At 67.6% G+C, this 25822-nt stretch carries 23 protein-coding genes; 11 read left to right on the top strand and 12 right to left on the bottom strand.

Annotation, left to right across the window (positions count from 1 at the left end; all coding sequences use genetic code 11):
- Nucleotides 1-14 precede the first annotated feature (14 nt).
- Nucleotides 15-1877, top strand: a complete 1863-nt coding sequence (locus TX88_RS12480; protein WP_044517160.1) for a putative bifunctional diguanylate cyclase/phosphodiesterase — start codon at nt 15-17, stop codon at nt 1875-1877.
- Here the strand turns inward: TX88_RS12480 and TX88_RS12475 are convergent.
- Nucleotides 1857-2729 (bottom strand): FAD-binding protein, encoded by an 873-nt coding sequence (locus TX88_RS12475; protein ID WP_044517158.1) that lies wholly within the window; start codon nt 2727-2729, stop codon nt 1857-1859. The two genes, TX88_RS12480 and TX88_RS12475, sit on opposite strands and share 21 nt — an antisense overlap.
- A 372-nt stretch (nt 2730-3101) precedes the next feature.
- On the opposite strand from TX88_RS12475, the gene TX88_RS12470 reads away from it, so the two are divergent.
- Together TX88_RS12470 and TX88_RS12465 are read left to right on the top strand one after the other, a co-directional pair.
- A complete protein-coding gene (locus tag TX88_RS12470) occupies nt 3102-3812 on the top strand; it encodes a TetR family transcriptional regulator (RefSeq protein WP_044517157.1) in 711 nt (236 codons plus the stop codon).
- 1 nt (nt 3813) lies between these two features.
- Nucleotides 3814-4467 carry a ScbR family autoregulator-binding transcription factor gene (locus TX88_RS12465; protein ID WP_044517155.1) on the top strand — a complete coding sequence of 218 codons (654 nt, stop codon included), beginning with the start codon at nt 3814-3816 and terminating at the stop codon, nt 4465-4467.
- A gap of 3 nt (nt 4468-4470) precedes the next feature.
- Here the strand turns inward: TX88_RS12465 and TX88_RS12460 are convergent, their stop codons facing one another.
- Nucleotides 4471-4833, bottom strand: a complete 363-nt coding sequence (locus TX88_RS12460; protein ID WP_209447053.1) for a PAS domain S-box protein — start codon at nt 4831-4833, stop codon at nt 4471-4473.
- A 200-nt stretch (nt 4834-5033) separates the two neighbouring features.
- Between TX88_RS12460 and TX88_RS12455 the strand changes: the two genes are divergently transcribed.
- Both TX88_RS12455 and TX88_RS12450 read left to right on the top strand, forming a co-directional pair.
- The gene (locus tag TX88_RS12455) at nt 5034-6266 is read left to right on the top strand and encodes an acyl-CoA dehydrogenase family protein (RefSeq protein ID WP_044517152.1); all 1233 of its coding nucleotides are present in this window, start codon (nt 5034-5036) and stop codon (nt 6264-6266) included.
- On the top strand, nt 6267-7409 hold the full coding sequence (locus TX88_RS12450; RefSeq protein ID WP_044517150.1) for an acyl-CoA dehydrogenase family protein: 1143 nt from the start codon (nt 6267-6269) through the stop codon (nt 7407-7409).
- Between the two features lie 87 nt (nt 7410-7496).
- Here TX88_RS12450 and TX88_RS12445 read toward each other — a convergent pair whose 3' ends face one another.
- Genes TX88_RS12445 through TX88_RS12430 form a run of 4 tightly spaced genes read right to left on the bottom strand, consistent with a single transcriptional unit; the run spans nt 7497 to nt 11980 of the window.
- Nucleotides 7497-8528 (bottom strand): amidohydrolase family protein, encoded by a 1032-nt coding sequence (locus tag TX88_RS12445; protein WP_044517149.1) that lies wholly within the window; start codon nt 8526-8528, stop codon nt 7497-7499.
- Between the two features lie 11 nt (nt 8529-8539).
- Nucleotides 8540-9541 (bottom strand): VOC family protein, encoded by a 1002-nt coding sequence (locus TX88_RS12440; protein ID WP_110917930.1) that lies wholly within the window; start codon nt 9539-9541, stop codon nt 8540-8542.
- The gene (locus TX88_RS12435) at nt 9534-10409 is read right to left on the bottom strand and encodes an alpha/beta fold hydrolase (protein ID WP_044517146.1); all 876 of its coding nucleotides are present in this window, start codon (nt 10407-10409) and stop codon (nt 9534-9536) included. Before TX88_RS12435 ends, TX88_RS12440 begins: the two co-directional genes overlap by 8 nt.
- Nucleotides 10406-11980 (bottom strand): bifunctional 3-(3-hydroxy-phenyl)propionate/3-hydroxycinnamic acid hydroxylase, encoded by a 1575-nt coding sequence (locus TX88_RS12430; protein ID WP_044517144.1) that lies wholly within the window; start codon nt 11978-11980, stop codon nt 10406-10408. The genes TX88_RS12435 and TX88_RS12430 overlap by 4 nt, the downstream gene beginning before the upstream one ends.
- 97 nt (nt 11981-12077) lie before the next feature.
- On the opposite strand from TX88_RS12430, the gene TX88_RS12425 reads away from it, so the two are divergent.
- From TX88_RS12425 to TX88_RS12410, 4 genes are read left to right on the top strand one after another with little or no spacing between them, the layout of a single operon-like run.
- Nucleotides 12078-12713 carry a TetR/AcrR family transcriptional regulator gene (locus TX88_RS12425; RefSeq protein ID WP_044517142.1) on the top strand — a complete coding sequence of 212 codons (636 nt, stop codon included), beginning with the start codon at nt 12078-12080 and terminating at the stop codon, nt 12711-12713.
- Nucleotides 12710-13651 carry an acetaldehyde dehydrogenase (acetylating) gene (locus tag TX88_RS12420; protein WP_044517141.1) on the top strand — a complete coding sequence of 314 codons (942 nt, stop codon included), beginning with the start codon at nt 12710-12712 and terminating at the stop codon, nt 13649-13651. The genes TX88_RS12425 and TX88_RS12420 overlap by 4 nt, the downstream gene beginning before the upstream one ends.
- Complete coding sequence (gene dmpG / locus TX88_RS12415) at nt 13648-14655, top strand: 4-hydroxy-2-oxovalerate aldolase (RefSeq protein WP_044517139.1); 1008 nt, start codon at nt 13648-13650, stop codon at nt 14653-14655. The genes TX88_RS12420 and dmpG overlap by 4 nt, the downstream gene beginning before the upstream one ends.
- Nucleotides 14656-14700: 45 nt before the next feature.
- Nucleotides 14701-15600 carry a DMT family transporter gene (locus tag TX88_RS12410; protein WP_044517138.1) on the top strand — a complete coding sequence of 300 codons (900 nt, stop codon included), beginning with the start codon at nt 14701-14703 and terminating at the stop codon, nt 15598-15600.
- On the opposite strand, the gene TX88_RS12405 is transcribed toward TX88_RS12410, so the two are convergent.
- Complete coding sequence (locus tag TX88_RS12405) at nt 15578-17164, bottom strand: FAD-dependent oxidoreductase (RefSeq protein WP_044517136.1); 1587 nt, start codon at nt 17162-17164, stop codon at nt 15578-15580. The genes TX88_RS12410 and TX88_RS12405 overlap by 23 nt on opposite strands.
- A gap of 183 nt (nt 17165-17347) precedes the next feature.
- Here TX88_RS12405 and TX88_RS12400 point away from each other — a divergent pair, with 183 nt between their 5' ends.
- The gene (locus TX88_RS12400) at nt 17348-17926 is read left to right on the top strand and encodes a TetR family transcriptional regulator (protein ID WP_044517134.1); all 579 of its coding nucleotides are present in this window, start codon (nt 17348-17350) and stop codon (nt 17924-17926) included.
- A gap of 17 nt (nt 17927-17943) precedes the next feature.
- On the opposite strand, the gene atzF is transcribed toward TX88_RS12400, so the two are convergent.
- The 5 genes from atzF to TX88_RS12375 are packed head-to-tail and all read right to left on the bottom strand — an operon-like array spanning nt 17944 to nt 24582.
- Nucleotides 17944-19605 (bottom strand): allophanate hydrolase, encoded by a 1662-nt coding sequence (atzF, locus tag TX88_RS12395; RefSeq protein ID WP_044517133.1) that lies wholly within the window; start codon nt 19603-19605, stop codon nt 17944-17946.
- On the bottom strand, nt 19602-21596 hold the full coding sequence (locus TX88_RS12390) for a 5-oxoprolinase/urea amidolyase family protein (RefSeq protein WP_044517131.1): 1995 nt from the start codon (nt 21594-21596) through the stop codon (nt 19602-19604). Before TX88_RS12390 ends, atzF begins: the two co-directional genes overlap by 4 nt.
- Nucleotides 21593-22213 carry an urea amidolyase associated protein UAAP2 gene (locus TX88_RS12385; protein WP_044517130.1) on the bottom strand — a complete coding sequence of 207 codons (621 nt, stop codon included), beginning with the start codon at nt 22211-22213 and terminating at the stop codon, nt 21593-21595. Before TX88_RS12385 ends, TX88_RS12390 begins: the two co-directional genes overlap by 4 nt.
- A complete protein-coding gene (locus TX88_RS12380) occupies nt 22210-23037 on the bottom strand; it encodes an urea amidolyase associated protein UAAP1 (RefSeq protein WP_044517128.1) in 828 nt (275 codons plus the stop codon). Before TX88_RS12380 ends, TX88_RS12385 begins: the two co-directional genes overlap by 4 nt.
- Nucleotides 23038-23040: 3 nt before the next feature.
- Nucleotides 23041-24582 carry an amino acid permease gene (locus TX88_RS12375; RefSeq protein WP_044517127.1) on the bottom strand — a complete coding sequence of 514 codons (1542 nt, stop codon included), beginning with the start codon at nt 24580-24582 and terminating at the stop codon, nt 23041-23043.
- Nucleotides 24583-24754: 172 nt separating this feature from the next.
- Between TX88_RS12375 and TX88_RS12370 the strand changes: the two genes are divergently transcribed.
- Nucleotides 24755-25774 (top strand): putative nucleotidyltransferase substrate binding domain-containing protein, encoded by a 1020-nt coding sequence (locus TX88_RS12370; RefSeq protein WP_044517125.1) that lies wholly within the window; start codon nt 24755-24757, stop codon nt 25772-25774.
- Nucleotides 25775-25822: the final 48 nt, after the last annotated feature.

Here is a 25822-nt window from a genome sequence, read left to right as displayed (position 1 = left end):
CGGTGCAGAGGTATATGCGGAGGTATCTGGTGCCAGGCAGCCTCGAACTGCTCGTCACGTCGGTCGCGACGCAACTCATGGCGGTCGACGCCGCGACCTCGGTCGCGGTGAGCCAGCAGGTGCTGGCCGAACTGGTCTCGTTCTTCGATGTCGACGTGAGCTTCCTGCGTCACAACGATCACGAGACGCACGCGACCCGGTTGGTGGCCGAGTGGCCACCGCGCCCGCCGGACAGCCCCACCGACCCGATCGCGGTCATCCACTTCGCGGACGCCGATCCGGTGTTCGCGATGGCCGAGCACCTCAAGGAGCCGGCGGTCTTCCGCCCGGAACCGGACACTGACGACTACCAGCGCACGATCGAGGCGGGACGCCACATCGCCAGCACCTCGATGGCATGTGTGCCGTTGTTGTCCGGGGACGTCACCACCGGCGTCCTGGGGTTCGTCAAGTTCGGCGATCGCGAGTGGCTACCCGCCGAACTCAACGCGCTCAAGGCGATCGCCTCGCTGTTCGCCCAGGTGCAGGCCCGCATCGAGGCCGAGGACCGGTTGCGTTACCTCGCCGATCACGACCACCTCACCGGGCTGCACAACCGCAGGGCGCTCATGGCCCACCTGGAGGCCCGGCTGGCTCCCGGCCAGCCCGGCCCGGTCGTGGTGATGTTCTTCGACCTGGACCGGTTGAAGGCGATCAATGACTATCTGGGTCATACCGCCGGTGATGCCTTCATCAGCATCCTGGCCGAACGGTTGCAACGCGGCGACGATTCACCCAAGCTCATCGCGCGACTCGGCGGCGACGAGTTCGTCGTGGTCCCCGCGGCCTCGATGACGGCCGAGGCAGCCACGGCATTGGCGTACCGACTCCAGTCGGTTCTGCGCGAACGGGTGACCATCGAAGGCGAGATGCTCACCCGTACCGTCAGCATCGGTCTGGCGCAAGGCATTCCGGGCCGAGACTCCACCTCCGACCTGCTCAACCGGGCCGACCACGCAGTACTGACGGCGAAGAGCTCCGGGGGCAACCGGGTCGCGGTGTTCTCCGACGAGATGGCGATGGAGATCGACTTCCGCAACGACATCGAGCTGCACCTGCAGAGCGTGATCGAGAGCGGCGCACTGGTGTTGCACTATCTACCCGAGATCGACATGCGCACCGGTGAGGTGCTCGCCGCCGAGGCCCTGGTCCGCTGGCAGCACCCGACCCGCGGGCTGCTGTCCCCCGACTCCTTCATCGGCGTGGCCGAATCCATAAATCTGGCAGGCGAATTGGGCCGCTGGGTGCTGCGCAACGCATGTGAAGAGTTCGCCCGCTGGCGGGCCAACGGCGTCGGCCGCAACATCGTGCTGCGGATCAACGTGTCCCCGGTGCAGTTGGTGACCGACGGATTCGTCGCGTCGGTCGCCGGGGTCATGAAGGAGTTCCGCCTCCCGCGCGGGTCGGTCTGCCTGGAGATCACCGAGAGCATCGTGGTGCAGGACATCGAAACCACTCGTTCGACCCTGACGGGATTGCACAAGGTCGGCGTGCAGGTGGCCATCGACGACTTCGGCACCGGCTACAGCGCGCTGTCGCTGTTGAAATCGCTCCCGGTGGACACCCTCAAGATCGACCGCAGCTTCGTCGCGGGACTCGGATCCGACCCGGGCGACCTGCCGATCGTGCGCGCGGTGATCGCCCTGGCCGGCGCCTTCGGCCTACAGCTGGTGGCCGAAGGGGTGGAGACCGAACGGGCCGCGCTGACGCTGCTGAGACACGGCTGCTACCGCGCCCAGGGGTTCTTGCTGTCCAAGCCGATCCTCGGCCACGAGATGGCCGCGTTACTGGCCAAAGGGCGGGTACCGGTGCACTTCTCAGCCGCGCCGCGCACGTGACCGGTACGACTCACGCGGTGAGTCGTGCACTCCGCCAGATCGGCAGTAGTCCGATCGTCCGGTGTCAGGCTCGTGGGCCAGCAGTTCCACGCGACCGAATCTGCTGGCACTGTAACCGACCAGGCCCACCTGCAACGGCTTACCGGGCTCGATGAGCTGACCGGGCGCCGAGCCACCGACGCGGGGTTCGGTCGACAGGGCCACGCCGTGGCGGGCCCGCAACGCCAGCGGACCCTCGGCGGTGTCGAACACCGCCCCGAGAACCTCGCCCTCCTCGAACACGATGCGTCGCAGCGTGCTGTTGTCCAGGGTGTGGATCTGGCGGTCGAGCGCCTGCGCCGACAGCCAGTCACCAACCATCGATGCGGCGCCGGACTCACTCTGGGCTTCCAGCGTCCCGAGCACCTTGACCTGGATCTCTTCGCCGGTGCGGGTCTTCATCGAGGTGGTGCCCCGATCGGCCAACCGGGTGTAGAGCACGCCGTAGGGAGACGTCAGGCAGGATTGCGCCCAGTCCTGCAGCCGGGCGCCGTAGAACGGAGCGATCCGGCCGCGTCCGGTGACCGGGGTCCAGTCGGTGACCGCCCGAACCGTCAGAGCGGTGTCGTACTCGGCGTCATCGACCGGCTTCACGTCCGCCGACAACTCGTCGAGGTAGTCACGGGTCTCGGGATCCTGGATGCCCGCGCCCAGCCACGGTGCCTCCGCACCCGGCGTCACCGATTGCGGGTTGCTCGCGGCCGCTGGGCGAACGATATGCACGTCGAGCCCGGCATCCGCTGCCGCGACAGCCGCGGCCAACGCACCGAAGCCCGAGCCACAGCAAACGACGTCGACTTCGTCATCCCACATCGTCTAGTGACACTCCGACTGAACCGCATGGTGCATCATCAAGATCGAATCACTTTGGTAGGCACCAGAAATTAGGGTCGCCATGGCCCGCACCGGGATTCGAGGGGGATTGCCGGTGCAGGCCATGACAACGCTTCCAGGATAGCCCTTGGCTACTGCCGACCGCCAAATGGTGGCGCTCGCCACTGCGCCCGCGGCCGTGGCATGCGCCACCGCCGGGCGGGCAACCCGCGACGAACCAAGAGTTATCACGCTAAGCACGATACATACCTTTAGAATGTTATGCACGTACGGTGAAGACTTTGAGTCTGCTGGTGGCGACGGTGAAATCAGACAAGACCACCGGCCGATCAGAGTCAGGAAGGCCCCGAGGTGACTGAGCAGCTCGACCGGCGAGCAGAGCTGACCCGCCTCCAGATCCTGCAGGCGGCAGCGCGGCAGTTCGCCCACACGCCGTACAGCCTGGTGAGCCTCGACGACATCCTGGCCGACGCCGCCGTCACGAAGGGTGCGCTGTACTTCCACTTCCGGTCCAAGCACGCGCTGGCGGTCTCGATCGTCGAGCACCGCACCGCGCAGGGCAACAAGGCCGTCGAGGAGGTCCTGGCCCGCAACCTGTCGGGAGCGGAGACGTTGATCGACCTCACCTGTCTGGTGGCAGCAGAAGACATCGGCGACCCGATGGCCCGGGCAGCCCTGAACCTGGTCGAATCCATCGGCCGGACCGACGGCCTGGGGCCGCGGGTGCTCGGAGAATGGGTACAGGGTTTCGCGGGCATCGCCAAACGCGCCATCGGCGAAGGCGACTTCACCGCCGACAGCGACCCGGAAGCGATCGCCCGGTTGTTGGTGTCCCTCTACCTGGGCGTGCGCCAGACGAGTGACCTCGACGATCCGCCGCGGTTCCTCACCGAGCTCGAGCACGGCTGGCGGCTGGCGCTCCCCGGGTTCGTCGAACCGGAGCGGCTCGCGTACCTCAAGCAGTTCATCCGGCGCCGCACCGCGGTCGGCGTCAAGAAGGTAGTCCCCCTGCGCCCCCACTCACCGGACGGCGCACCCAACGCAGCCGTCGGGCGATCCTGACATGGCCCGCCAGGCCCGATCCGAGCTGACCCGGCAGAAGATCATCGCCGCCGCCGTCGACCTGTTCAGCGAGCACGGCTATCCGGCGACCGGGCTCGGTGACATCATCGCGCGGGCCGAGATGACCAAAGGCGCGCTCTACTACCACTTCGACTCGAAGGAATCGCTGGCCGAGGCGATCATCAGCGACGGTGGCACGGCGATGCTGGCCACGTTCCGCGCCATCGCCGAATCCTCGTCGCCGGCTTTGGAAAACACCATCCACGGGCTGTTCGTGGTGGCCGATTTCGCCCGCTCGGACAAGGTCGCGCAGATCGGCATGCAATTGCTGCGGACGTTCAGCGGCATCAACGCCGCCGCCACCCAGGTCTACACAAGCTGGCTCGATGAGCTCAGAACGCAGTTGATCCAGGCGGCCGAGGAAGGCGACCTACGGGAAAACCTCGACATCGCCGGCGCCGCCGAGGTGATCCTCGGATCCATGCTGGGAGCCGAGGCCCTCTCGCGTGCCAACGCGACAGGCACCGACTTACGCGAACGTGTCGCCCACACGTGGGACCTACTGCTCCCCGCGATCGTCAGCAGGGAATCGCTGGATTACTTCCGTGAATTCCTGGCCCGCGAATCGCTGCGCCGAACCCAGGCCGCGGGCTAGCTCCTACAACTCTTCGGACCACAACCGCTCGGTGAGGTCCTGGAACGTCGCCAGCACCACCGGGTCGTCGCCGCGCAGCAGCGCCGACTTGCTCATCCGCGCCCGCACGATCGAACCGTCGCGGTGGACGAGGTCGACCAGCAGCCCGGCATTGGCCCGCATCACCGAGACCGCCGACTCGTCGGCCGGCAGCGAATGGAATATCTCAGCAAACTGCATGGTCTTGACTGCATCGGTGTCGCGGCCGACCATCTCACCGAACGCACTGTTGGCGAAGAGGATCGTCCCATCCTCGGCGATTGCCAACACCGGCACCGGGAACCGCTCCAGCACCACCAGCGCAGGAATGTTCTGCAGCAGTGTCATCGGCGATTGCGGGTCCTGACCGCTCTGGCGACGCTCCACGAGTCGATTATCGCCCGCGGCCCAGGCCAGGTGCCACCACCGACCAGCAACGTGCGGTAAGGACCCGCCCCGGTCGAGCCGACGCCCAGGGTCGGGGTGGCCTGCGCCACTTGACTAACTAGGTTTACTCTGTGGAGCGACACCAGTAGACAGGGGCAGGCATGGACCTGAAGTGGTCGACGAGCGACCAGAAATTCCGCGACGAGGTTCGCGACTTTCTCGCCAAGAATCTGACTCCCGAGATCCGGCGTGCGGGCCAGCTGATGACCAGCGTGTATGCCGATCACGACGCCAGCATGGCCTGGCAGAAGATCCTCCACGAGCGTGGCTGGGCGGCCCCGGCCTGGCCGGTGGAACACGGCGGCTGCGACTGGAGCCTCACGCAGCACTACATCTTCAGTCGCGAGTCGACCCTGGCCGGCGCCCCGTCACTGTCGCCCATGGGCATCCGCATGGTGGCCCACGCGATCATCAAATTCGGTACGCAGGCGCAGAAGGACAACTTCCTTCCCGGCATCCTGACCGGTGAGGTGTTCTTCTGCCAGGGCTACTCCGAGCCAGAGGCCGGGTCGGACCTGGCCGCGCTGTCGATGGCAGCGGTGTCCGACGGGGATGACCTGGTGTGCACCGGCAGCAAGATCTGGACCACCCACGCCCAGGAAGCCAACTGGATGTTCGCGCTGGTGCGCACCACCCGTGGCGCCAAGAAGCAGCAGGGCATCACCTTCGTGCTGATCGACATGACCTCCCCCGGCATCGAAATCCGCCCGCTGGTCATGACTTCCGGCGAAGAGGTCCAGAATCAGGTCTTCTTCGACGAGGTCCGGGTACCGAAGTCCAACGTGATCGGCACGATCGACGACGGCTGGACCGTCGCCAAGTATCTGCTGGAATTCGAGCGTGGCGGCGGCGCCAACGCACCGGCGTTGCAGGTGCTTGGCGACGAAATCTCAGCGGTTGCCTCCGATATGCCCGGACCGGCCGGTGGCCGGCTGATCGACGACCCGGCCTTCAGCCGCAGGCTCGCCGACGCCCGGCTCCGCACCGATGTGCTGGAAATCCTGGAGTACCAGGTGCTGGCCGCGGTCGCCGAGGGCGGTCATCCCGGTACGGCGTCGTCGATGCTCAAGATCCTGAGCACCGAACTGAGCCAGACCCTGACCGAACTGTCCATGGAGGCCGCGGGCCCGCTCGCCCGCGCCTACCAACCGCACGCCACCTTCCCGGGCGGCCCGGTGGCCGAGTACGAACCGCCCGCCGACGGCTATCACAGCGGAGCGCCGTGGCAGGCGGTCGCCCCGCTGCGCTACTTCAACGACCGGGCCGGCTCGATCTACGCCGGTAGCAACGAAATTCAGCGAAACATCCTCGCCAAGGCAGAACTGGGGCTCTAGATGGACTTCAACCTGACCAACGAACAGGAACTGCTGCGCGACGGGCTGACCAAGTTCCTGGCCAGCCGCTACGACCTGGCGTCGAGCCGCGCCGCGGCCAAGACCGGCCCCGGCTGGCAGCCCGAGATCTGGCGCGGCTTCGCCGACGAACTGGGAATCCTGGGCGCCACCCTGCCCGAGGAGGCCGGCGGCATCGGCGGCGGGCCGGTCGAAACCATGGTCATCGCCGAGGCTTTGGGCCACGCCCTGGTGATCGAGCCGTTCGTGGACACCGTGGTGGTCGCCGGCGGCCTGCTGCACCGATCCGGCGACAAGGCCGCCGCTGCACTGCTGGAAGATATCGTGGCGGGTTCGGCCATCGTCGCCTTGGCGGCCACCGAGCCGACTTCCGGGGACAACTGGCGCGACGTGTCCACCACCGCGCGCCGAGACGGCGACGAGTGGGTGCTCGACGGCGCCAAGGTGATGGTCGTCGACGCACCGCTGGCCACCCACCTGCTGGTGACCGCGCGTACCTCGGGGGAACGCGCCGACACCGACGGGATCTCCCTGTTCCTGGTCGACATCACCTCGTTGATAACGGGATTCACCGCGCACCCGTATCGCACAGTGGACGACCGCAGGGCGTCGGACCTGACGTTCTCCGACGTCCGGTTGCCCGCCGGGGCGTTGTTGGGGACCGAGGGTCAGGCCTGGCCGTCGCTGGACCTGGCCCGTGACGAGGGGGCGGCGGCGGTGTGCGCCGAGGCCGTCGGCGGAATGCGCAAGGTGCTGGCCGACACGGTCGAGTACTGCAAACAGCGCCAGCAGTTCGGCCTGCCCATCGGTAGCTTCCAGGCGTTGCAGCACCGGATGGTGGATATGCACATGGAGGTCGAACAGGCTTCGGCCGCGGTCTATCTCGCCGTACTGAACCTCGATGCCGAACCCGCACAACGGGCCAAGGCGGTATCGGCGGCCAAGGCCACCATCGGACGGGCCGCGCGCTTCGTCGGGCAGAACTCCGTGCAGTTGCACGGCGGCATGGGCATGACCGAGGAACTGGCGATCGGTCACTACTTCAAGCGGCTCACCGCGGTGCAGTACGAGTTCGGCTCAACCGATTACCACGTCGCCCGCTACGCGGAGCTGACCCGGGCCTGAAACCGTGAGACCGCACCGAAACTGAAGCCAGGGACAGAATCAGCGCCGATTTTGTCCCTGGCTTCAGTTTCGGTGTTCCAGCAGGGCTCATCTCGCGTTGATGAGGCGGGCGACTCCGCGCATCACCGCCCGGGTGGCCTGATGCCGCACCTGATCCAGCGGTGAGGGCGCCGGAGCCGCCGGGGCGGTGCCGAGCCGCGGGAACAGCGCCAGCGCGTTGTCGCGGTTGATCGCCTGGCGGGCAGCGGCATCGAGCCCGTCGTAGGTGTCCAGGCCCGCGGCGAACAGCTGGCTCGCGGGCAGCGGGGCGAACGGCCAATCGGAACCGAAGGTGATGTGGCCGGGTTTGGCGAACGCGAGCAGGGTGGGTAGCGCCGCGGCACTCGACGACAGCGCGGTGTCGAAGTAGAAACTCGCGAAGTCGTCGAGGATGTCGGCCGGACTGCGGCCGGTATCCGCCATGATTGCCACCGCCATGCGGTGCGAGGCATACGGTACGAACCCGCCGGCGTGGCTGAGGATGAACTTGATGTTCGGGTACTTACGCCGGATACCATTGCGTACCAACAGGTAGGCAGCACGCGTGGTGTCGAGGAGAAAGTCCGCGGCGAACGGTGGGACACCGGGCACCGTCGGCGCCGGAAGGTCGGCCGGATGGATGAAGACCACGGCGGACCGGACGTCGAGCGCAGCCCACAATTCGTCCTGTCCATCCTGTCCGAGGTAGGTGCCGGCGTTGTTGGCCAGCAGGACGACTCCGTCGGCACCGAGTGTGTCGAGCGCACGGATGGCCTCTGTTGTCGCAGCTTCGACGTGCGGCATGGGAAGCGTGGCGAAGAAACCGAACCGATCCGACTGCGAGGCGAACACCTCTGCTCCATAGTCGTTGAGGTCGATGGCCAGCGCCGTGGCGTCGGACGCATTCGGCAGAAAGGTGGTGCCCGGCGTCGACACCGACAGAATCGCGGTGGCGATATCGAGTTCAGCCATGGTCTGCAACGAGGCCTCCGGACTCCAATCCGGCAAGGCGCGGCCGCCGGCTTCATCGATCCCCGCCTTCTGCAACGTCTTTCGATAGTCGGCCGGAATCATGTGGTGATGGGTGTCGATTCGGTTCATGGTCTTCCTCCCTAGCGGTCGGCGATACCGGCACCGGCCAGCGGTGCGACGCTGTCCTCGCGCCGCAGCACGGAGCGGGCGCCGGTCTTGAACTGGGCGAGCTTGTCGATGATCGTCTGCCCTTCCGGGGAGTGGCCCCAGATGCTGATGCCCTGGTGGGTGGTGGGCTTCCAGGTCGTCTCGTCGACGACCAGAGGGTTCCACCCCACCTCCCATTCAAACCCTGATGGGGTCATCGCGTAATAGGACAGTTCCCGATCGTTGGTGTGCTGCCCGACTCCCAGCGCCATACTGAAACCGAGTTCCTTGATCCGCTGGTAGGACGTGGTCATATCGTCGAGGTCGGCGACCTGGATGTTGAGGTGCTGGACGCGGGTGCGGATCGGGTTGACGGGCAGGCGGTTCACCGAGGCGATGGCCACCGAGTGGTGGCGCTGGTTGACCCGCAGGAACCGGATCTTGACCTTGACGCCGCTGATCGTCTCGTCGATGAAATCGGACAGTCGAGCATCGAACACGGTGTTGTAGTAGCCCCGCATCTGTTGCGGCTTCTTCGTGGTGATCGCGACGTGCCCGATACCGCAGTCACCGGTCACGAAACCACCGCGCGCGGTCATCCGCAGTGGTGTGACGGCAGGGCGGGCGCGGGTGAAGATCTCCTGCGTCAACCCGTTGGGGCCAGGAAACCGCACGAGCCGCTCCACCCCACGCAGGGCGGCCTCTTCCGCACTTCCCTCGCTGACCGGCACGCCGTGCCGCACGACACGTCCGACGATGTCGTCGAACGTGTCGTGATCGTCGAGCTGCCACCCGAGCGCCGTGACGTCCTCGGCCGGTCCACGTTGCAGCAGAAACCGGCACTGATTCTCGTCGAGCCGGAACCGAAGGACATCGGGCAGTGCGTCGTCGACGTGGAGGCCGACCCCGTCGCGGCCGAAACGCCGCCAATCGGCGAACTTCTCGGTTTCGATGACGACGTAGCCGAGGCGGACATTGCCGAACACGCTAGGCATGAGCGAGCTTCGAGGTCTGGCCGAGGAACTCGGTGACGAGTTCATTGAAGAACTCGGAGCGTTCCCACTGCATCCAGTGGCCCGTGTGCGAGGTCATCACGAGTTCGGCGTTCGGCATGGCGTTGAGCAGCATCGGGCCGCCGGCCGGCCGGTTCACCTTGTCGTCGCGGCCCCACAGGACCAGCGTGGGGGTCTGCAGGTGCTTGAGCCGGCTGTCGCGGGTGAGGTCCATGCGCCAAAGCGTGCGCAAGGCCTTCGGCCCCGACGGCCGGGTCAACGGTGGCTCGGCGATCACCTCGGGATCGATGGACGCCCGGTACCGCAGGTCGATCAGCTCGTCGGGCACCGAACTGCCGTCGTACACCAGGTAATTGCGAATGAAGGCGCCCAGCTTCTCGCGGCTCGGGCCGTCGCCGGTGTAGTAGGCCAGCAGACTGTTCAGACCTGCGGTCGGCAGCGCGCGTGTGGTGCCGATGCCGCCGGGGCCCATGAGCACCAGCTTGCCGACGCGGTGCGGGGTATCCAGCGCCAACCGCAATGCCGCTGCGCCGCCGTAGGAGTTTCCGATCAGATGCGCTGTCTCGATGCCCAGTTCGTCGAGCAGGCCACGGATCATGTCGGCGAGGAAACCGAACGGATCGTCCTTGTCGACTCCCTTGGCCGAGCGCCCATAGCCGGGCATATCCGGCACGATGACCCGGAAATGTGCGGCGAGAGCGTCGATGTTGCGGCCGTAGTTGGACACCCCCGAGGCGCCGGGGCCGCCGCCGTGCAGCATGACCACCGCGGGTCCGGTGCCGGCTTCGGCGTAGAAGATGGCCCGGCCCGCGACTGTCACGGTGTGCTCGGTGAGTGCGGTGGTGGTCATGTGTGAGCTCCAGTTCTGGTCGGTGCCAGCTCGTAGCCGGCCGGTGGTGCGGGTAGCCGCTGCCCGGATTCGGCTGCGGCGTAGATGAATCCGTCGGGGCGCAGCACGACGGCTGCGGCCTTCTTCTGCTGCAGCCAGGCGATGAGCGTGCCGTCGATGTCGCGGACCGCTCCGGGCCCCGCGGCGTCCCCGGGACCGGCCAACGCGATGGCAGGCACGCCCAGCTCGGTCCAGGCTCGCACGCCCGCAGGGGTGACTCCGGTGTGCAGCACCGTCCATCGCCCGGCCACCACGTCGTCCAAGCGGGCCGTCGCGCCCGCGTCGTCGATGACCCACGGTTGTGGGATCTGCCAGCCGGCCGCGTCTTTTCCGGGCCGGGCGAAGAACCCCTCGCCGTAGCGCGCGTCCGGGATCCAGTAGAGCTTTTGACCGCCGCGCAGCACTCCGGGCAGCTTGGTCAGCGCCCGGAGGGTGTGGTTACGGACGGCGGCGATCACGCGGTTGCGCTCGGTGATCACTCGGCCGACGAGACAGGCGCGGCGGGTTACTTCGACGACGTGTGGTTTGCGTTCTGCCTCATAGGAATTCAGGAGGGCATCGGGCGCCCGGCCGGCCAGCACCGCGGCGAGCTTCCAGCACAGGTTGGCCGCATCGCGCACCCCGGCCGACATGCCCTGGCCGATCCACGGCGGCATGGCGTGCGCGGCGTCGCCGGCCAGGAAGATGCGGCCGACCCGCCAGCGGTCGGCAACCCGGACATGGTGGCTGTAGACCACGGCCCGAAGGATCTCGACGTTCTCGCGAGTGATGCCCTGATCCTCCAGCACCTTCCAGACCTCGGGTTCGCTGACCAGTTTCTGCTCGTCCTCACCCGCCCGGTCCGGGTACTCCCACCGGTGGTGCCCCAGCGGTGTCGGACAGTCGACGGTGGGACGGTCCGGGTTGCAGTGGAATCGGAGCCGGTCGTGGGCATCCCATTCGGTGAGCACCTTGGTGTCGATGACGACCCATCGTTCGGCGTAGGTGTTGCCCGAGTACCCGATGCCCAATTGCCCACGCGTCGGGGACGATCCGCCGTCGGCGGCGATGACATAGGAAGCCCGCACCCTCTTGAACGTGTCGGTGCGAAGGTCCGCGAGCATCAGCTCGACGTGATCCGATCGGGACAGCACGCGCAGACATTCGTGTTCGAGCAGCACCTCGACGGTGTCGAAGCGCTCCACCCCCTCGCGCAGGACATGGTCGGCCGCGGGCTGGTAGAGGAATTGTTGAGCCGGGTGGCCCGAACCTCGCGCGAAGATCGTCGTCTCGATGAAAGGCACGCCGTCGGCATCGACGAACGCCGCGGGCCGGTCCGGCAGCATGTCCTGCTGCAGTCGGTCCGCCAGGCCGACCGACTGCCAGATGCGCAGCACCTCTTCATCGGTACTGATTGCCCGGGCCCTGCCGTATACGTCTGGATCACGCTCGATGACGAGCACTTTCAAACCTTGTCGGCCCAACAGGTTCGCCGCGGTGGCGCCGGTGGGCCCATAGCCGATCACCGCCACGTCGTAGAGGTCTGCAGTCACGGTGGCCTCATCTCGTCATCGAGGGTTGTCCTGTAGTGATCGCTACGGTAATGTAGTGATCACTACAGAGTCAAGAAGGAAAATGACGGGAGTCCTGATGCCCCCTGATGAGCAGCCCAAGCCGCGCCGTCGCCGCCTCGATGGCGAGCAGTCGCGGGAACGGATCCTCGACGCCGCCACCGAGATCGCCGCCGAGCGCGGGTATGAAGGCACCAGCATCGCGCTGGTCAGCAAGAAGTGCGGGTTACCGGCCAGCTCGATCTACTGGCATTTCAAGGACAAGGACGACCTGATCGCGGCGGTGATCGAGCGCAGCTTCGGGACCTGGCTGGCAGCCTGGCAGGTGCCGGCCGACGGGACCGCCGAAGAGCGAGCGACCGCATTCGGCGCAAACGTCGCCAAGGCGTTGGTCGAATCCCCCGACTTCATCCGGCTCGGGCTCATGCTCGCCCTGGAGCGCCGTCCCGTCGAGTCACGCGCCCGGGCCATGTTCCTGCAGGCACGCGCTCAGGCGTACAACCAACTCGTCGACACAATCCTGGACTGGGCGCCGGACCTGAGTGACGCCCAGGTCCACCAGCTGGCCACCTACACGATCGCGGGCGCCGACGGACTGTTCATCGCCAAGGAGATCGGAGGCGATTCGGTGGATCTCATCGCATTGTTCGAATTGCACGCGCGCAACGTGATCGAGGCGGCCCGTCGCCTGGTCAACGATCGGGACAGCCGATGAGCCGCTATCCGGTCGCCATCGTCGGCTCGGGCAACATCGGCACGGATCTGATGATCAAGATCCTGCGCAGCGACGGGCCGCTGGCCGTGGCCGCCATGGCCGGCATCGACCCGCAGTCCGACGGTCTGGCGCGCGCGGCCCGCCTCGGGGTGCCCACCACAGCCGACGGCGTCGACGGACTGCTCGCGATGCCCGAATTCGCCGGCGTCAAACTGGTTTTCGACGCCACCTCAGCAGGCGCTCACCGCGCCAACTGGGCCCGGCTGGCCGATCACGGAGTCCGGATGATCGATCTCACCCCGGCCGCCGTCGGCCCCTACTGCGTGCCGGTGGTGAACATCGAGGAGCATATCGACGCGCCCAACCTCAACATGGTGACCTGCGGCGGACAGGCCACTGTGCCGATCGTGGCCGCCGTCGCGCAAGCGGGCATCGTGTCGTACGCCGAGATCATCTCGTCCATCTCGTCGCGGTCGGCAGGTCCGGGAACTCGCGCCAACATCGACGAGTTCACCGAAACCACCTCTGCGGCACTGCACATCGTCGGCGGCGCACAGCGGAGCAAGGCGGTGATGATCCTCAACCCGGCCGACCCGCCGGTCCTGATGCGCAACACCGTGTACTGCCTCGTCGATGGTGACGCCGATCCGCACACCATCGAGAACGACGTCGTGGCCATGGCCGACAGGGTCAGCAGCTACGTGCCCGGATACCGGCTCAAACAACGCGTTCAATTCGAGACGTTCAGTGCCGCACGGCCTCTGTACATCCCGGAAACCGGAAAGTTCAGCGGGACCCGGGTGACCGTGATGCTCGAAGTCACCGGCGCCGCGCATTACCTGCCCGCCTATGCAGGCAATCTCGACATCATGACCTCGGCCGCCAAAGCAACCGCCGAACGCATCGCCGCCTCCGAAAGTGCCATCACACCATCATGATTCACGACTTGTACGTCAGCGACGTCACGCTGCGCGACGGCATGCACGCAGTGCGCCACCAGTACAGCCTCGACCAGGTGACCACCATCGCCGCCGCGCTTGACGCCGCCGGAGTGGATTCCATCGAGGTCGCCCACGGCGACGGTCTCGGAGGATCGAGCTGCATCTATGGCTTCGGGGCGCACACCGACCTGGAGTGGATCGAAGCGGTCGCCGCGGCCGTACGCAACGCCCGGGTCGCGACGCTGTTGTTGCCCGGGATCGGCAGCGTGCACAACCTCAAGGACGCCCACCGCGCCGGCGCCTCCGTCGTGCGGGTGGCCACCCACTGCACCGAAGCCGACATCTCGGCCCAGCACATCGCTGCCGCACGCGATCTCGGTATGGACACCGTCGGCTTCCTGATGATGAGCCACATGGCCACGCCGGCGAAGCTCGCCGGTCAGGCCGAACTCATGGAAAGCTACGGAGCCACATGTGTTTACGTCGTCGACTCCGGTGGCGCCATGACCATGCGCGATGTCGCCGACCGGGTCGATGCGCTCCGCGACGTCCTGTCCCCCACCACCGAGATCGGCATTCACGCTCACCACAATCTGTCGCTGGGCGTGGCCAATTCGATCGTCGCGGTCGAGCACGGCGCCAATCGGGTCGACGCGTCGCTGACCGGCATGGGCGCCGGAGCCGGCAACGCACCGCTCGAGGTGTTCGTCGCGGCCGCCGACAAACTGGGCTGGCGGCACGCCTGCGACCTGCATGCCCTGGAAGATGCCGCCGACGACATCGTGCGCCCCTTGCAGGACCGGCCGGTCCGGGTGGACCGCGAAACGCTCACGCTCGGATATGCCGGGGTGTACTCGAGTTTTCTGCGCCACGCCGAAGCCGCTGCCGAGCGCTACGGCGTCGACGCACGCTCGCTGCTCGAAGAGGCCGGTCGCCGCGGCATGGTCGGCGGCCAGGAGGACATGCTCGTCGACATCGCGCTCGATCTGACCGCGTCATAAGGCGGTTCGGGACACCGGTGCCGCGCGATCCGTAGTCTGGATCGGGTGAGTGTGCGGGGCTGGCTGCTGCTGGGCGCCATGAGCATCATCTGGGGCATCCCGTACCTGCTGATCAAAATCGCCGTCGAAGGCGTCTCGGTACCCGTGCTGGTCCTGGCCCGCACCGCGGTCGGCGCAGCCGTGCTGTTGCCGCTGGTGATGTCGCGCGCGGCGTGGGCGCCGGTGCTGCGGCATTGGCGGCCCGTGCTGGCGTTCGCGTTCTTCGAGATCATCGCGGCGTGGTACCTGCTCTCGGATGCCGAACGCCACCTGAGCAGCTCGTTGACGGGCCTGCTGATCGCCACCGCCCCGATCATCGCCGCGGTTCTCGACCGGATCACCGGTGGAGAACGGCTGAGCGCCAAGCGAATCGCGGGACTTGGGGTCGGGCTGGCCGGTGTGGCCGTGCTCGCCGGCCCCGGACTGGCAGGCGGGCACGGCTGGCCGATCGCCGAAGTGCTGTTGGTGGCAACGTGTTACGCCATCGCTCCGCTGATCGCCGCCCGCTATCTGGGTGACGTGCCCACCCTCCCGCTGACCGCGGCGTGTCTGACGATCGCGGCACTGATCTACACCACACCGGCACTGCTGACCTGGCCCGATCAGATGCCGTCACGGCGCGTGCTCATCGCGCTGGCCGCGCTCGCCGTGATCTGCACCGCGCTGGCCTTCGTGGTGTTCTTCGCGTTGATCCGCGAAGTCGGGGGTGCGCGGGCACTGGTGTTCACCTACATCAACCCGGCCGTTGCGCTGGCCGCCGGCGTCGTCGTGCTCGGCGAGCCGCTGACCGTGTACAACATCGCCGGGCTGGCGCTGATCCTCGCCGGGTCGGTCCTGGCGACCCGCACACCCCGCGACCCCGATCCGCAGGTAGAGGCCGAAGTCAGCCGCGCAGGCCCGCGCTGAGCATCTCCTCGATCGACACGAACTTCACCCTCGGCCGCGCCGCCTGCACGCCGCGGTCACGTTCGGCGGCGTCGATCGCACGCCATCCCGGCCATCCGACCGGCTCTGCTCCCCGGGCGGCCAACAACGCATCGAGCGACTCGACGCCCTTGACGTCGCGGGTCAACAGGCCGGCATCGAAATCCGCCCACAACTGGGCCACGGTCTGCTCGGCACACACCCGGTTCGTGCCGATCACCCCACGCGGTCCGCGTTTGATCCAGCCGGTCACGTAGGTGCCGGGCACGACACGGCCCGAGTCGTTGGGCACGGTCCCGGAGTCCTCGTCGTAGGGCAGCCCGGAGACGGGCAGGCCGCGATAGCCGATCGACCGCAGGATCAGCGACGTCTCGATCACCTCGGTGCCACCGGCCTCGCTGCTGACCTCCAACCCTTCGGCACGGTCGGTTCCGTGGATGGCGATCGGGGAGGTGCCGAAGCGGAACACCACGCGCTTGTGTCCGGGAGTCGGGCTGCGCTGTGCGTATTCGCGCGCGATGGCGAGCTTGAACGAGGTCTCGACGTCGTCGTGTTCGTCATCGGCAGGTAGGTCCTGCGGGTCCACGATCACGTCGACACCGTCGAGATGCCCCAACGCCAGGAACTCCCCCGCCGAGAACGCGGCGTGCCCGATGTCACGACGCGCCAGGATCACCACTTCCCGGATTGCGCTGTCGGCCAACGCATCCAGGGTGTGCTGCGCGATATCGGTGGCGGCCAGCGCGGTCCGGTCCATCAACAGCACGCGGGCGACGTCGAGGGCGACGTTGCCGTTGCCGACGATGACCGCCCGCTCGCCCGACAGGTCGAACTGGTGCGCGGCGTGGTCGGGATGCCCGTTGTACCAACCAACGAACTCGGCCGCCGCATGGTGGCCCATGAGATCCTCGCCGTCGATTCCCAGTCGCCGGCTGGTGGCCGCGCCCACCGCGTAGATCACCGCGTGGTGATGGGCCAGCAACTCATCGTGGTTGACGGTGCGGCCGACCTCGACGTTGAAATGGCTGGCGAACCGCGGGTTCATGAACGCCCGCTCGAAGATGTCGACGACCGACTTGGTGTGCTGATGATCAGGCGCCACGCCCGCCCGGATCAGGCCGAACGGCGTGGGCAGCCGCTCGAACAGGTTGATCTCCACGCCGTCGACATCGATCAGCTCGGCTGCGGCGTAGCAGGCGGCAGGCCCGGATCCGACGATGGCCACCCGTAGTTCCCCCGCCTCGACCCGCGCCCGGGACGCCGGCGCAGGTGCGGTCACCGGCTCGAGCGGATGACGCTCGAAGTAGGCGGCATTGAGGTCCTTGAACCGCTGCAGTTCGCCGGGCAGGTCCTCTTCGTAGTGGATCGCGCCGACCGGGCACTCCTCGAAGCACGCTCCGCAATCGATGCACGATTCCGGATCGATGTACAGCATCTCGGCCGACGCGGAATCCAGCCCGCCCTCAGCCGGGCGGATGCAGTCCACCGGGCACACCGGAACGCAGCTGGCGTCCTTGCAGCAGTTCTGCGTGATCACGTAAGCCATCGGACCTCCCCTTTCAGATCTGGGCAGATCCTACTGGACACCTGTCTGGTTTATCGACTCGGAAGACTCGCGAACCCGCTCACCGGCGTTCGAACCTCAAGAACGCCGGAGCTGAAAATGCCTCGATACAGGCCATTTGACGGAGCGATTGCCAACCACGCCGAGGATCTATATCTTGGACACATGTCCAGGCCGGTGGTGGCAACTGTCACTCGCCTACACGACGCGCACGGTCAGCGCATACGCACGCAGCGTCGCGTCTTCGGCGCTGCGGCACAACTCCTCGATGCGCATTCGCATGTCTCGGTGCCGGAGCTGGCCGCGCGCGCCAAGCTCGCGCCCGCGGCGCTCTACGCGCACTTCCCGTCCATCGAGGTGGTCTTCGCCGAGCTCTACCTGGACCGGGTGGTTCAGCTGCCGCTCGACATCGATCCCGCGGCCGGCGCGACCAGCCGAGTCGTCGAGCAGCTCACGGCACTCACGCTGTTGATGGCCGATGAGCCCCGCTTGGCCCGCGCCTGCACCCAGGCGTTGGTGAGTACCGACGATGACATGGTCGACGACGTCCGCTCCCGGATCGCCGCCGAGGTCACCCGCCGGATCTCGACGGCCTTGGGCGGCGGGGCGTGGCCGGAGGTACTGGCCACCCTGGAGTCGGTGTTCTGGGGCGCACTGCTGCAAGCACAAACAGGCGCGATGAGCTACCGGCAGATGGCCCGCCAGCTCGAGACGATGGTCTCGCTGATCGTCCCCGGAGACTGACGAGCCACCCATCCGGATCAAGCCATCGCGGCCAGCCAACCCCGGTACTCGGTGATGTCACGGCCTTGTGCGGGAGCGATGTGGTCACAACCGAATCCGGTGATCCAGCGCCCGTCGTCGAGCTCCACCTTCCCGAGCAACATCGGCGCGGGTAACTCGGCCAGGAACTCCCCCAGCGCAGCTGGTGACAACAGCCACCGCTCACCCACGATCGGTGCCCCGCCTTCGCCGACGCGGGTCAGACCCGGCTTGGGCGGAACCGTGTCGAGCGCATACAGGCGGTAGTGCGGCGCGGTGGTGATCGGACCCGCCCAGCGCGCGCCCCGCCCGGTGAGCTGATGCTCCAACGGCTGCCCGCGCAGATGCGCACCGAACACCGCGAGCTCGGTCAACGGCGCGCCGCCCGACTCCGGCCAGGTCTCCGCCGACGGAACGTCGAGGAACCGGGCTGCCAGATCGGCGATGACGCCATCGTGGAATCCCGGTGCCAGCAGGGTGATCCCGAACTGCGCACCGTCGGACACCACCCCCGCGGGAATCGCGATGGCGCACATGTCGAACAGGTTGCAGAAGTTGGTGTACCGGCCCATCCGGGAGTTCACCGCGACCGGGTCGGCCGCGACGTCGTCGATGCGCGGATGCTCGGGAGCCGTCGGGACCATGAGTGCGTGACAGCCGGCGAGCTGGGCCAGCGCCTTACCGCGGAGCTCCTCGACCCGCCGCCGGTCCCGCAGCAGGTCCGCCGCCGAATACGTTCCCGCCGCGTTGATGATGGCCGCCACGGTCGGGTCCAGCTTCGCATCGGGACTGACTGCGCTGACGAACTCCCCTACCGCATCCCACCTTTCGGCGACAAGTGCGCCGTTGTAAAGAAGGCCGGCCGCGGCGAAGAAGTCATCCATCGGAATCGGGACCGTGTCGAATCCGGCGTCGTTCGCCTGGCGCACGGCAGCGCCGAACGCGGCCTGCCATTCGTCATCGAGCCCGGCCAATGTGTCCGGTATCGCGATTCGGGGAGTCACCGGCGCGGCGAAGGGGACGTCGGCCGGCCACGGCCGGTGCGGCGCACCGGCACTCATCACGGCCATCGCCGACTGGGCAGTGACCAGGTCAGCGGCGAAGATCGTCACACAGTCATAGCTCGCGCACGCCGGGACCACACCCTCGGTGGAGACCAGGCCGACCGTGGCTTTGATTCCGACGATGCCCTGCAGTCCGGCAGGAACGCGACCCGACCCTGCGGTGTCGGTGCCGATGGCGATGTCGGCGAAGCCGAGCGCGACGGCCACCGCCGACCCCGAACTCGACCCGCCGGATATGTAGTCCGGTCGGCGGGAATCCCGTACGGCGCCATAGGGACTGCGTGTCCCCACCAATCCGGTGGCGAACTGGTCGAGGTTGGTCTTCCCGATGACGACAGCACCGGCGGCCTTGAGAGCGGTCACCGCCGGTGCGTCGGCATCGGGAATATAACGGAAATCCGGGCACGCCGCAGTGGTCGGTATCCCGGCCACGTCGACGTTGTCCTTGACGGCGAGCAGCAACCCGGCCAGTGGGCCGTCACCGGCAAGCGCGGCGCGGTGTTCGTCCTCCACCTCGGCCTGCGGGCGCAGGTGGATGAACACCTCGTCGCGTCCGCTCTCGGCGATGGCGCGGTAGATCTCGGCAATGCGGGTCACGCGGACTCCTTTCGTGCGAATTCTCCTGCCGCCGCCCAACGCTCGCGCTCCTCACCCCGGGCGGCTTCCATCGCCGCGCGGGTAGCCGCGATGTCCTCGGCATTGGCGGCCAGGAACTGCTCATGCTCGGCCAGTGAGAACGTTCCGTCGGTGATCTCGACCTGGCCGCGTCCGGCGGCCATGTCGGCACGCAGGTCCAACAGCTCCTCGGCGGACACCGGATACCACTGGATGCGGTCGAAAAACCGCAACAGCCATGGGTGTTCGGGTTCGAAGCCCTGGGCCACCAGTGGGTGCCGGTGGTTCCAGATCTGGGTGGTGCGGCCGACGAACTGGTATCCACCCGGCCCCTCCATCCCGTAGATGCACAGGTACGCCCCACCGATACCGACCGCGTTCTCCGGGGTCCAGGTCCGCGCCGGGTTGTACTTGGTCGTCACCAGACGGTGACGCGGATCCAGCGGCGTGGCGACCGGGGCTCCCAGGTAGACGTCGCCGAGACCGAGCACCAGATACTCGGCGTCATAGACGATTCGGTGCACGTCGTCGACCGAGGCCAGGCCGTTCATCCGGCGGATGAACTCGATGTTCCACGGGCACCACGGCGCGTCGGCGCGCACGCCGTGCATGTAGCGTTCGATCGCTTCCCGGGTCGAGGGGTCATCCCAGCTCAGCGGCAACCGCACGGTGCGACTGGGCACCACGAGATCCTGCGCGGCGGGCAACGACGCCTCGAGCTCGGTGAGCAGCGGCACCAGCTTGGCCTGCGGGAGCCGGTCCGGGTCCACCTTGACCTGCAGCGAACGGATCCCGGGTGTGAGGTCGATCAGCCCGTCGGGCCGGTGTTGTTCGAGCGCGTGATGCAGTGCGTGGGCACGGGCCCGCAGCGCCAGGTCCAGTCGCATCTCGCCGTACTCGACCAGGACGTTGTCGTCCCCGATCCGGCGGTAGGTGACTGCCGTCGTCCCATCAGAAGAGGTGGTGCCGGCGATGATTCCGTCGTCCTCGTCACCGCCGGCGGAGAACACCGCGGGAATCGAGGCGCGCCGCGCGGGACCGACCGTGGCCGGCGCGGGTGCCGCGGACGCCCGGACCGGGACGAACCGGATGGTGGCGCCGGGGGCGAGTTGACCCAGTTTCCAGCGATCGGCAGCGGTGACGGTGACGGGGCAGACGAAACCACCCAGGCTCGGGCCGTCCGGGCCGAGCAGGATCGGGGTGTCCCCGGTGAAGTCGAGCGATCCCACCGAATAGGCGTTGTCGTGGATGTTCGACGGGTGCAGCCCGGCTTCTCCGCCGTCGGGGCGGGCCCACTCCGGCTTCGGCCCGATCAACCTGACACCGGTGCGGTCGGAGTTGAAGTGCACCTCGTAGTCGTGGTTGAGCAGTGTGTCGATGTCGTTGCGCGTGAAGAACTCCGGCGCGGAGTGCGGGCCGACGGTCACCGCGACGTACCAGTGGTTGCTGATGGCCGGCTGCTCCTCGAACAGGATGCGGCGCCGTGTTCCGCCGGCCGCGTCGAGGGTTTCCAGCTTGTCCCCCACGGCCAGCGTCCGGCCCTCGTGGCCGCCGAACCGGCCGAGAGTGAATGTCGATGCGCTGCCCAGGTATTCGTCAGATTGCAGCCCGCCCGCGAGCGCGATGTAGATCCGCAGGCCCGGGCCGTCGACCATTCCCACGTCCAGGACCTGTCCGGCCTTGACCAGGACGGGAACCCACTGCGCGACCCGCGTTCCGTCGACGGTCACCGGCGCGGGCGCACCGGTGACACACACCCAGGTGTCGGTGTCGAACCGCAACGCCGGTCCGCCCATCGTGGCCTCGAGACCGGGCGCGCCCTCCGGATTGCCGACCGCGATATTGGCCAGCCGGAAGGACACGTCGTCCATCGGCCCCGAGGGCGGCACCCCGATCTGCCAGTACCCGGTCCGCCCCGGCCAGTCCTGGACCGTGGTGGCCATGCCGGGCCGGATCACCTCTAGCGTGGTCATGGGCGCGTCACGACCATCCGCACAGCGGTCGGGTCGAATCCGTTGCACGGGTTGTTGATCTGCGGGCAGTTCGACACCAGCACCAGGGTGTCGATCTCGGCGCGCAGCGATACGGTCTTGCCCGGAGCGGACAGGCCGTCGACGATGCCCAGCGCGCCGTCGGGGTCCACCGGGACGTTCATGAAGAAGTTGATGTTGCTGACGATGTCGGCCTTGGTCAGCCCCCACCGCGCGCCTTCGCCGATGAAGTTCTCCACACAGGCGTGCTGATGCTTGGTGTGGTGCCCGTAGCGCAGGGTGTTCGATTCCTGCGAGCAGGCCCCGCCGAGGGTGTCGTGGTTACCGACCTCGTCGTCGACGATGGTCAGCATCGGTGCACCGTCGCTGTCGCGCAGCACCGATCCGGTGGTCAGGAAGATGTTGCCCTGAGCCGCGATCGTGGCCGGCGCGCTGTACCGCACGCCGTGATCGGCCGCCCCGTAGAACAGGGTGTCCACGGCCTGGTTGCCGTGCAGGTCGACGATGGTGAGCACGTCCCCGGCCCGCACGATCTTCGACCACGGGGCGCGGGGCGCGACGATTTCATCTACAACGGTGTGGGCAGCTGTGACAGTCATCGGGCACTCCAGACATCTTCGGAATTCAGGTAGGCGCGTTGGTATTCGGGATCGCGGTCACCGACCGTGGCGCCGATCTCGGCCAGGTCACCCGGCGCTGACCAGGCCAGCACCTCGAGCGAGCCGACGGTGAACTGCGGCGCCGGATCCAGTGGATGGGCGGTATTGGCGACCGCCACGATCAGCGGCAGATGGGTGATCAGTTCGACGGCGGTATCGGCCCCGGCCGACCCCGTGGACACCAGCGCGCCGTCGGCGTCGACCCGAACGCCGTGGAAGAACGAGAGGCTGGGCGCCACGTCGCGACGGGTCAGCCCGTTCTTGAGGGCGGCCAGCGCGAGCAGTTCCCGCCCGGCGGGGCTGGACGACTCCACCTCGCCCGCACCGTATTTGGCCGCATTGCCGGTCAGGGTCGTGGTGCCGCACAGGGCGTCGTGGTGGCCCGAGGTGTCAGACACCAAGGTGGCCAGCACCCGACCCTGGTCACTCAGCAGCGGGTGCCCTGCCGAAAGATAGGCCTGCCAGGGCACTTTCACGGTGTCGGCGACATTGAGCCGCTCCCAGGGTGCGTCTGCCCGCCACAGCAGCAGGTGGGCGCACGCGGCGCCGTCCAGATCGCGCAGCCGCAGCCGGGTGCCGCGGGCCAGCACCTTGCTGGTGTAGCGGCCACCGGGAACTGTCTCCGCCCATGTCAGTCGCTCGGGTGTAACGCCTTGTGGCGGGGTGGGCCAGCTCGATGCCGGCACGACCGGCATGGAGTCGGTGAGGGTGCCTGCCTGGGCGCGGGCGTGGTCGCGGGCACCGGTGGTTGTGGCGGTGGTCATCGGTCAGGCTCCGATCGTGACAGGTTTGGGGTGGGTCTTGCCGCGCGGGAAGCACAGTGCGCCGAGGACGACAGCGGCCGCGATGCTCAGGGGTCCGGCCCACTGCAGGATCGGCAATTCGCCGGTGGGGTTGAAGATCTCGGCACGCGGCCAACCCAGGTTGACGATCATCACCGCGCCGTAGAGCACGGCCAGGACGTTCACGACGACACCGAACTTGCCGAGGGAGAACAGCGGCAGGCCTTCGGCATCGACCTGGTTGCGTTGGGCGGGCCAGCCTTTGAGCCGGCGATACAGCAGCGGCGCGGTCACCAGCAGGTAGGCGAGGTAGATCAGGATGATGCAGACGCTGGCCAGGGTCGCGAAGATGGCCGAGTTGCCGACGTTGACCAGCAGCACCCCGATACACAGCAGGCCGATGAGCACCGAAGGCCAGATCGGCGTGCCGGTGCGGCTGTTGACCCGGGACAGGATCGACGAGGCCGGCAGCCGTCCGTCGCGGGCCATCGAGAACATCAGCCGGGAGGCCGCCGTCTGGATTGCCAAGGTGCAGATCGTGATCGCGATGCAGACGTCGATCAGCAGCACCGTGCCCCACGGTGAGGACAGCACGGTGTCGAGTACGTACGGCAGACCTTCGGTGGCCAGGCGTCCGTCGGTCAGGCTGGGGGCGGCCATCAGGGCGCCCAGGATCATCAGCCCGCCGCCCAGCGCCGAGACCGACAGCGCCAGCCGGATGGTGCGGGGCGCGACACGACGCGGGTTGCGGGTCTCCTCTGCGAGTTCACCCGCCGAGCCGAAACCGACCATGACGTAGGCCGCCATCAATCCCGACATGATCCAGGCCCAGACGTATCCGGGTTGGCCGCCGGCGTGACCGGTGTCGAACACCACCTGTGGGCCCCGTTGGGCATGGGTGAAGAACACTCCGATGACGGCGATGACACCGACGATCTCGCAGATCACCCCGGCGCTGTTGACGCGTGACATCCATTTGACGCCAAGGCAATTGATCGTGGTGGTGAGCACCAGCAGGACCGTGCCCAGCAGCACCGCGTTGGCCGCCCCACTCGGGGAGGTCAGGGCCGGATCCTCGCCGATCACCTGGAACCCGGACCAGATCGACGGCAGCACCACCTGCAGTGCGATCGCCGCGGCCGAGGCGGTGACGATCTGGGCCAGGATCATGAACCAGCCGCCGAACCAGCCGATCACCTCGCCGCCCATCCGCCGGGACCATTGGTAGATGGCCCCCGAGATCGGATAGCGCGCGGCCAGTTCGGCGAAGCACAGCGCGACGAGGAACTGGCCGAGGAACACCGCGGGCCAGGTCCAGAAGAAGGCGGGGCCGCCGAAACCGAACCCGAGTCCGAACAACTGGAAGATCGTGGTCAGAATGGACACGAAGGAGAAGCCCGCGGCGAAGGATTCGAACTTGCCGAGCCGGCGGTGCAACTGCTGGTCATAACCGAACTCGGCCAGGTCGTCGTGGTCGCCCGAACTGTCGGACACATCACGTCCCGCCGCGGTAGCGCTGCTGGTCATAGGCGTTTTCTCTCAGGCTCGGGGGCGATGCCGCCAGCTCCTTAACTGTCACTTGATAGATAAGCGCCTCGGCGTGTCCGAGCTGTCACCCACGTGTTTCGTTCGTGTAGCCAGCGGTAAGCATTGCGTTGCCGAATCCTCACCGGACCCGTCGCCTGTCACAATCGCCGACATGGCTGTTGCTCCGTTGGACGACGCTCACCGGCGCATGGCGTCGGCGGCCGGCGAGAGCGACCTGGTGGCGGCCGCCGCGGCAGCCCACGATGCGGTGAAGTCCGTGATCGACACCCGTGTCGGTGCCGCCTCCGTCGCCGAGGCCTGGTCGGCCGTGGCCCGCGCCGCGCTGTCCACCGCGGCGCGGCTGGTGGCCCCCGGCATCGCCTGGTACGCCTCGGGCAGCATCGGCCGCGGGGACGCCCTCCCCGGATCGGACCTGGAAACGCTGGTGGTCCGCGGCCCCGATGTCACCTCGGAGTCGGCCCTGCATCAGGCCGCGCACGTCCACGATCTTCTGGCCTGTTGCGGATTCCGGGCCGACGACAACGGCGCGGTCGCCTCCCGGGTGCGGTTCAACCGCACGGCTCAGGACTGGGCGGTCGGCATCGGCCGGTGGGCCGCCGACCCCACGGCCGATCGGGGCGTGGTGATGATCGGCCTGCTGGCCGACGCCGTCCCCGTCGGTGACGGACCCGATATCCGCGATCAGGCCGGTATCGCGGCCCGGGCGCAGCCCGCCGCGCTGGCGGCGATGCTGCAGGACTCCACCTTCGCCCGCGCCTACGTCCCGTCCCGGCTGCGCGTACTGACGTCCAGTGACAGTCGCATCGACATCAAGCTCGCAGCCGTCGACCCGGTGGTCCGCATCGCGCGCTGGGCCGCACTCAGTTGCGGATCCGACGCACTGCCCACCGCCGACCGGATCGCCGCGGCGGCCGGCACCCGCTACCTCGACGCCGACGATGCCCGGGTGCTCGCGAAATGTCACGCCATCGGGTCCAGCATCCGCTGGCGGGTGCGGGCCGCGCGCTGGCCGGCCGCCGGCGGCGACTCGGCCGGTTTCCCCGAGCGGGTCGAACTGTCAGAACTCTCACCGCAGGACCGCACCGCCCTGCGCAGCATCGGCCGCGAACTCACCGGGGTCCGGCGCAAACTCGACTACCTGGCGTCGACATCGACGTTTTCGACATGGTGACCGAGCCCGACGAAGCCGAGCGTCATGCCCTGGCCCAGACTGTTGCCG

The organism is Mycolicibacterium septicum DSM 44393 (assembly GCF_000455325.1).
In the GTDB taxonomy this organism is placed as follows: domain Bacteria; phylum Actinomycetota; class Actinomycetes; order Mycobacteriales; family Mycobacteriaceae; genus Mycobacterium; species Mycobacterium septicum.
This window is presented reverse-complemented; position numbering and strand designations above follow the sequence as displayed.

Coding starts and splice junctions, on each gene's coding strand:
- TX88_RS12420 (WP_044517141.1), top strand. CDS start 12,710: ATGAGCCGCTATCCGGTCGCCATCGTCGGCTCGGGCAACATCGGCACG.
- TX88_RS12445 (WP_044517149.1), bottom strand. CDS start 8,528: ATGAACCGAATCGACACCCATCACCACATGATTCCGGCCGACTATCGA.
- TX88_RS12435 (WP_044517146.1), bottom strand. CDS start 10,409: ATGACCACCACCGCACTCACCGAGCACACCGTGACAGTCGCGGGCCGG.
- TX88_RS12370 (WP_044517125.1), top strand. CDS start 24,755: ATGGCTGTTGCTCCGTTGGACGACGCTCACCGGCGCATGGCGTCGGCG.
- TX88_RS12450 (WP_044517150.1), top strand. CDS start 6,267: ATGGACTTCAACCTGACCAACGAACAGGAACTGCTGCGCGACGGGCTG.
- TX88_RS12390 (WP_044517131.1), bottom strand. CDS start 21,596: ATGACCACGCTAGAGGTGATCCGGCCCGGCATGGCCACCACGGTCCAG.
- TX88_RS12455 (WP_044517152.1), top strand. CDS start 5,034: ATGGACCTGAAGTGGTCGACGAGCGACCAGAAATTCCGCGACGAGGTT.
- TX88_RS12425 (WP_044517142.1), top strand. CDS start 12,078: ATGCCCCCTGATGAGCAGCCCAAGCCGCGCCGTCGCCGCCTCGATGGC.
- TX88_RS12375 (WP_044517127.1), bottom strand. CDS start 24,582: ATGACCAGCAGCGCTACCGCGGCGGGACGTGATGTGTCCGACAGTTCG.
- TX88_RS12460 (WP_209447053.1), bottom strand. CDS start 4,833: ATGACACTGCTGCAGAACATTCCTGCGCTGGTGGTGCTGGAGCGGTTC.
- dmpG (WP_044517139.1), top strand. CDS start 13,648: ATGATTCACGACTTGTACGTCAGCGACGTCACGCTGCGCGACGGCATG.
- TX88_RS12405 (WP_044517136.1), bottom strand. CDS start 17,164: ATGGCTTACGTGATCACGCAGAACTGCTGCAAGGACGCCAGCTGCGTT.
- TX88_RS12380 (WP_044517128.1), bottom strand. CDS start 23,037: ATGACCACCGCCACAACCACCGGTGCCCGCGACCACGCCCGCGCCCAG.
- TX88_RS12440 (WP_110917930.1), bottom strand. CDS start 9,541: ATGCCTAGCGTGTTCGGCAATGTCCGCCTCGGCTACGTCGTCATCGAA.
- TX88_RS12465 (WP_044517155.1), top strand. CDS start 3,814: ATGGCCCGCCAGGCCCGATCCGAGCTGACCCGGCAGAAGATCATCGCC.
- TX88_RS12385 (WP_044517130.1), bottom strand. CDS start 22,213: ATGACTGTCACAGCTGCCCACACCGTTGTAGATGAAATCGTCGCGCCC.
- TX88_RS12480 (WP_044517160.1), top strand. CDS start 15: ATGCGGAGGTATCTGGTGCCAGGCAGCCTCGAACTGCTCGTCACGTCG.
- TX88_RS12475 (WP_044517158.1), bottom strand. CDS start 2,729: ATGTGGGATGACGAAGTCGACGTCGTTTGCTGTGGCTCGGGCTTCGGT.
- TX88_RS12400 (WP_044517134.1), top strand. CDS start 17,348: ATGTCCAGGCCGGTGGTGGCAACTGTCACTCGCCTACACGACGCGCAC.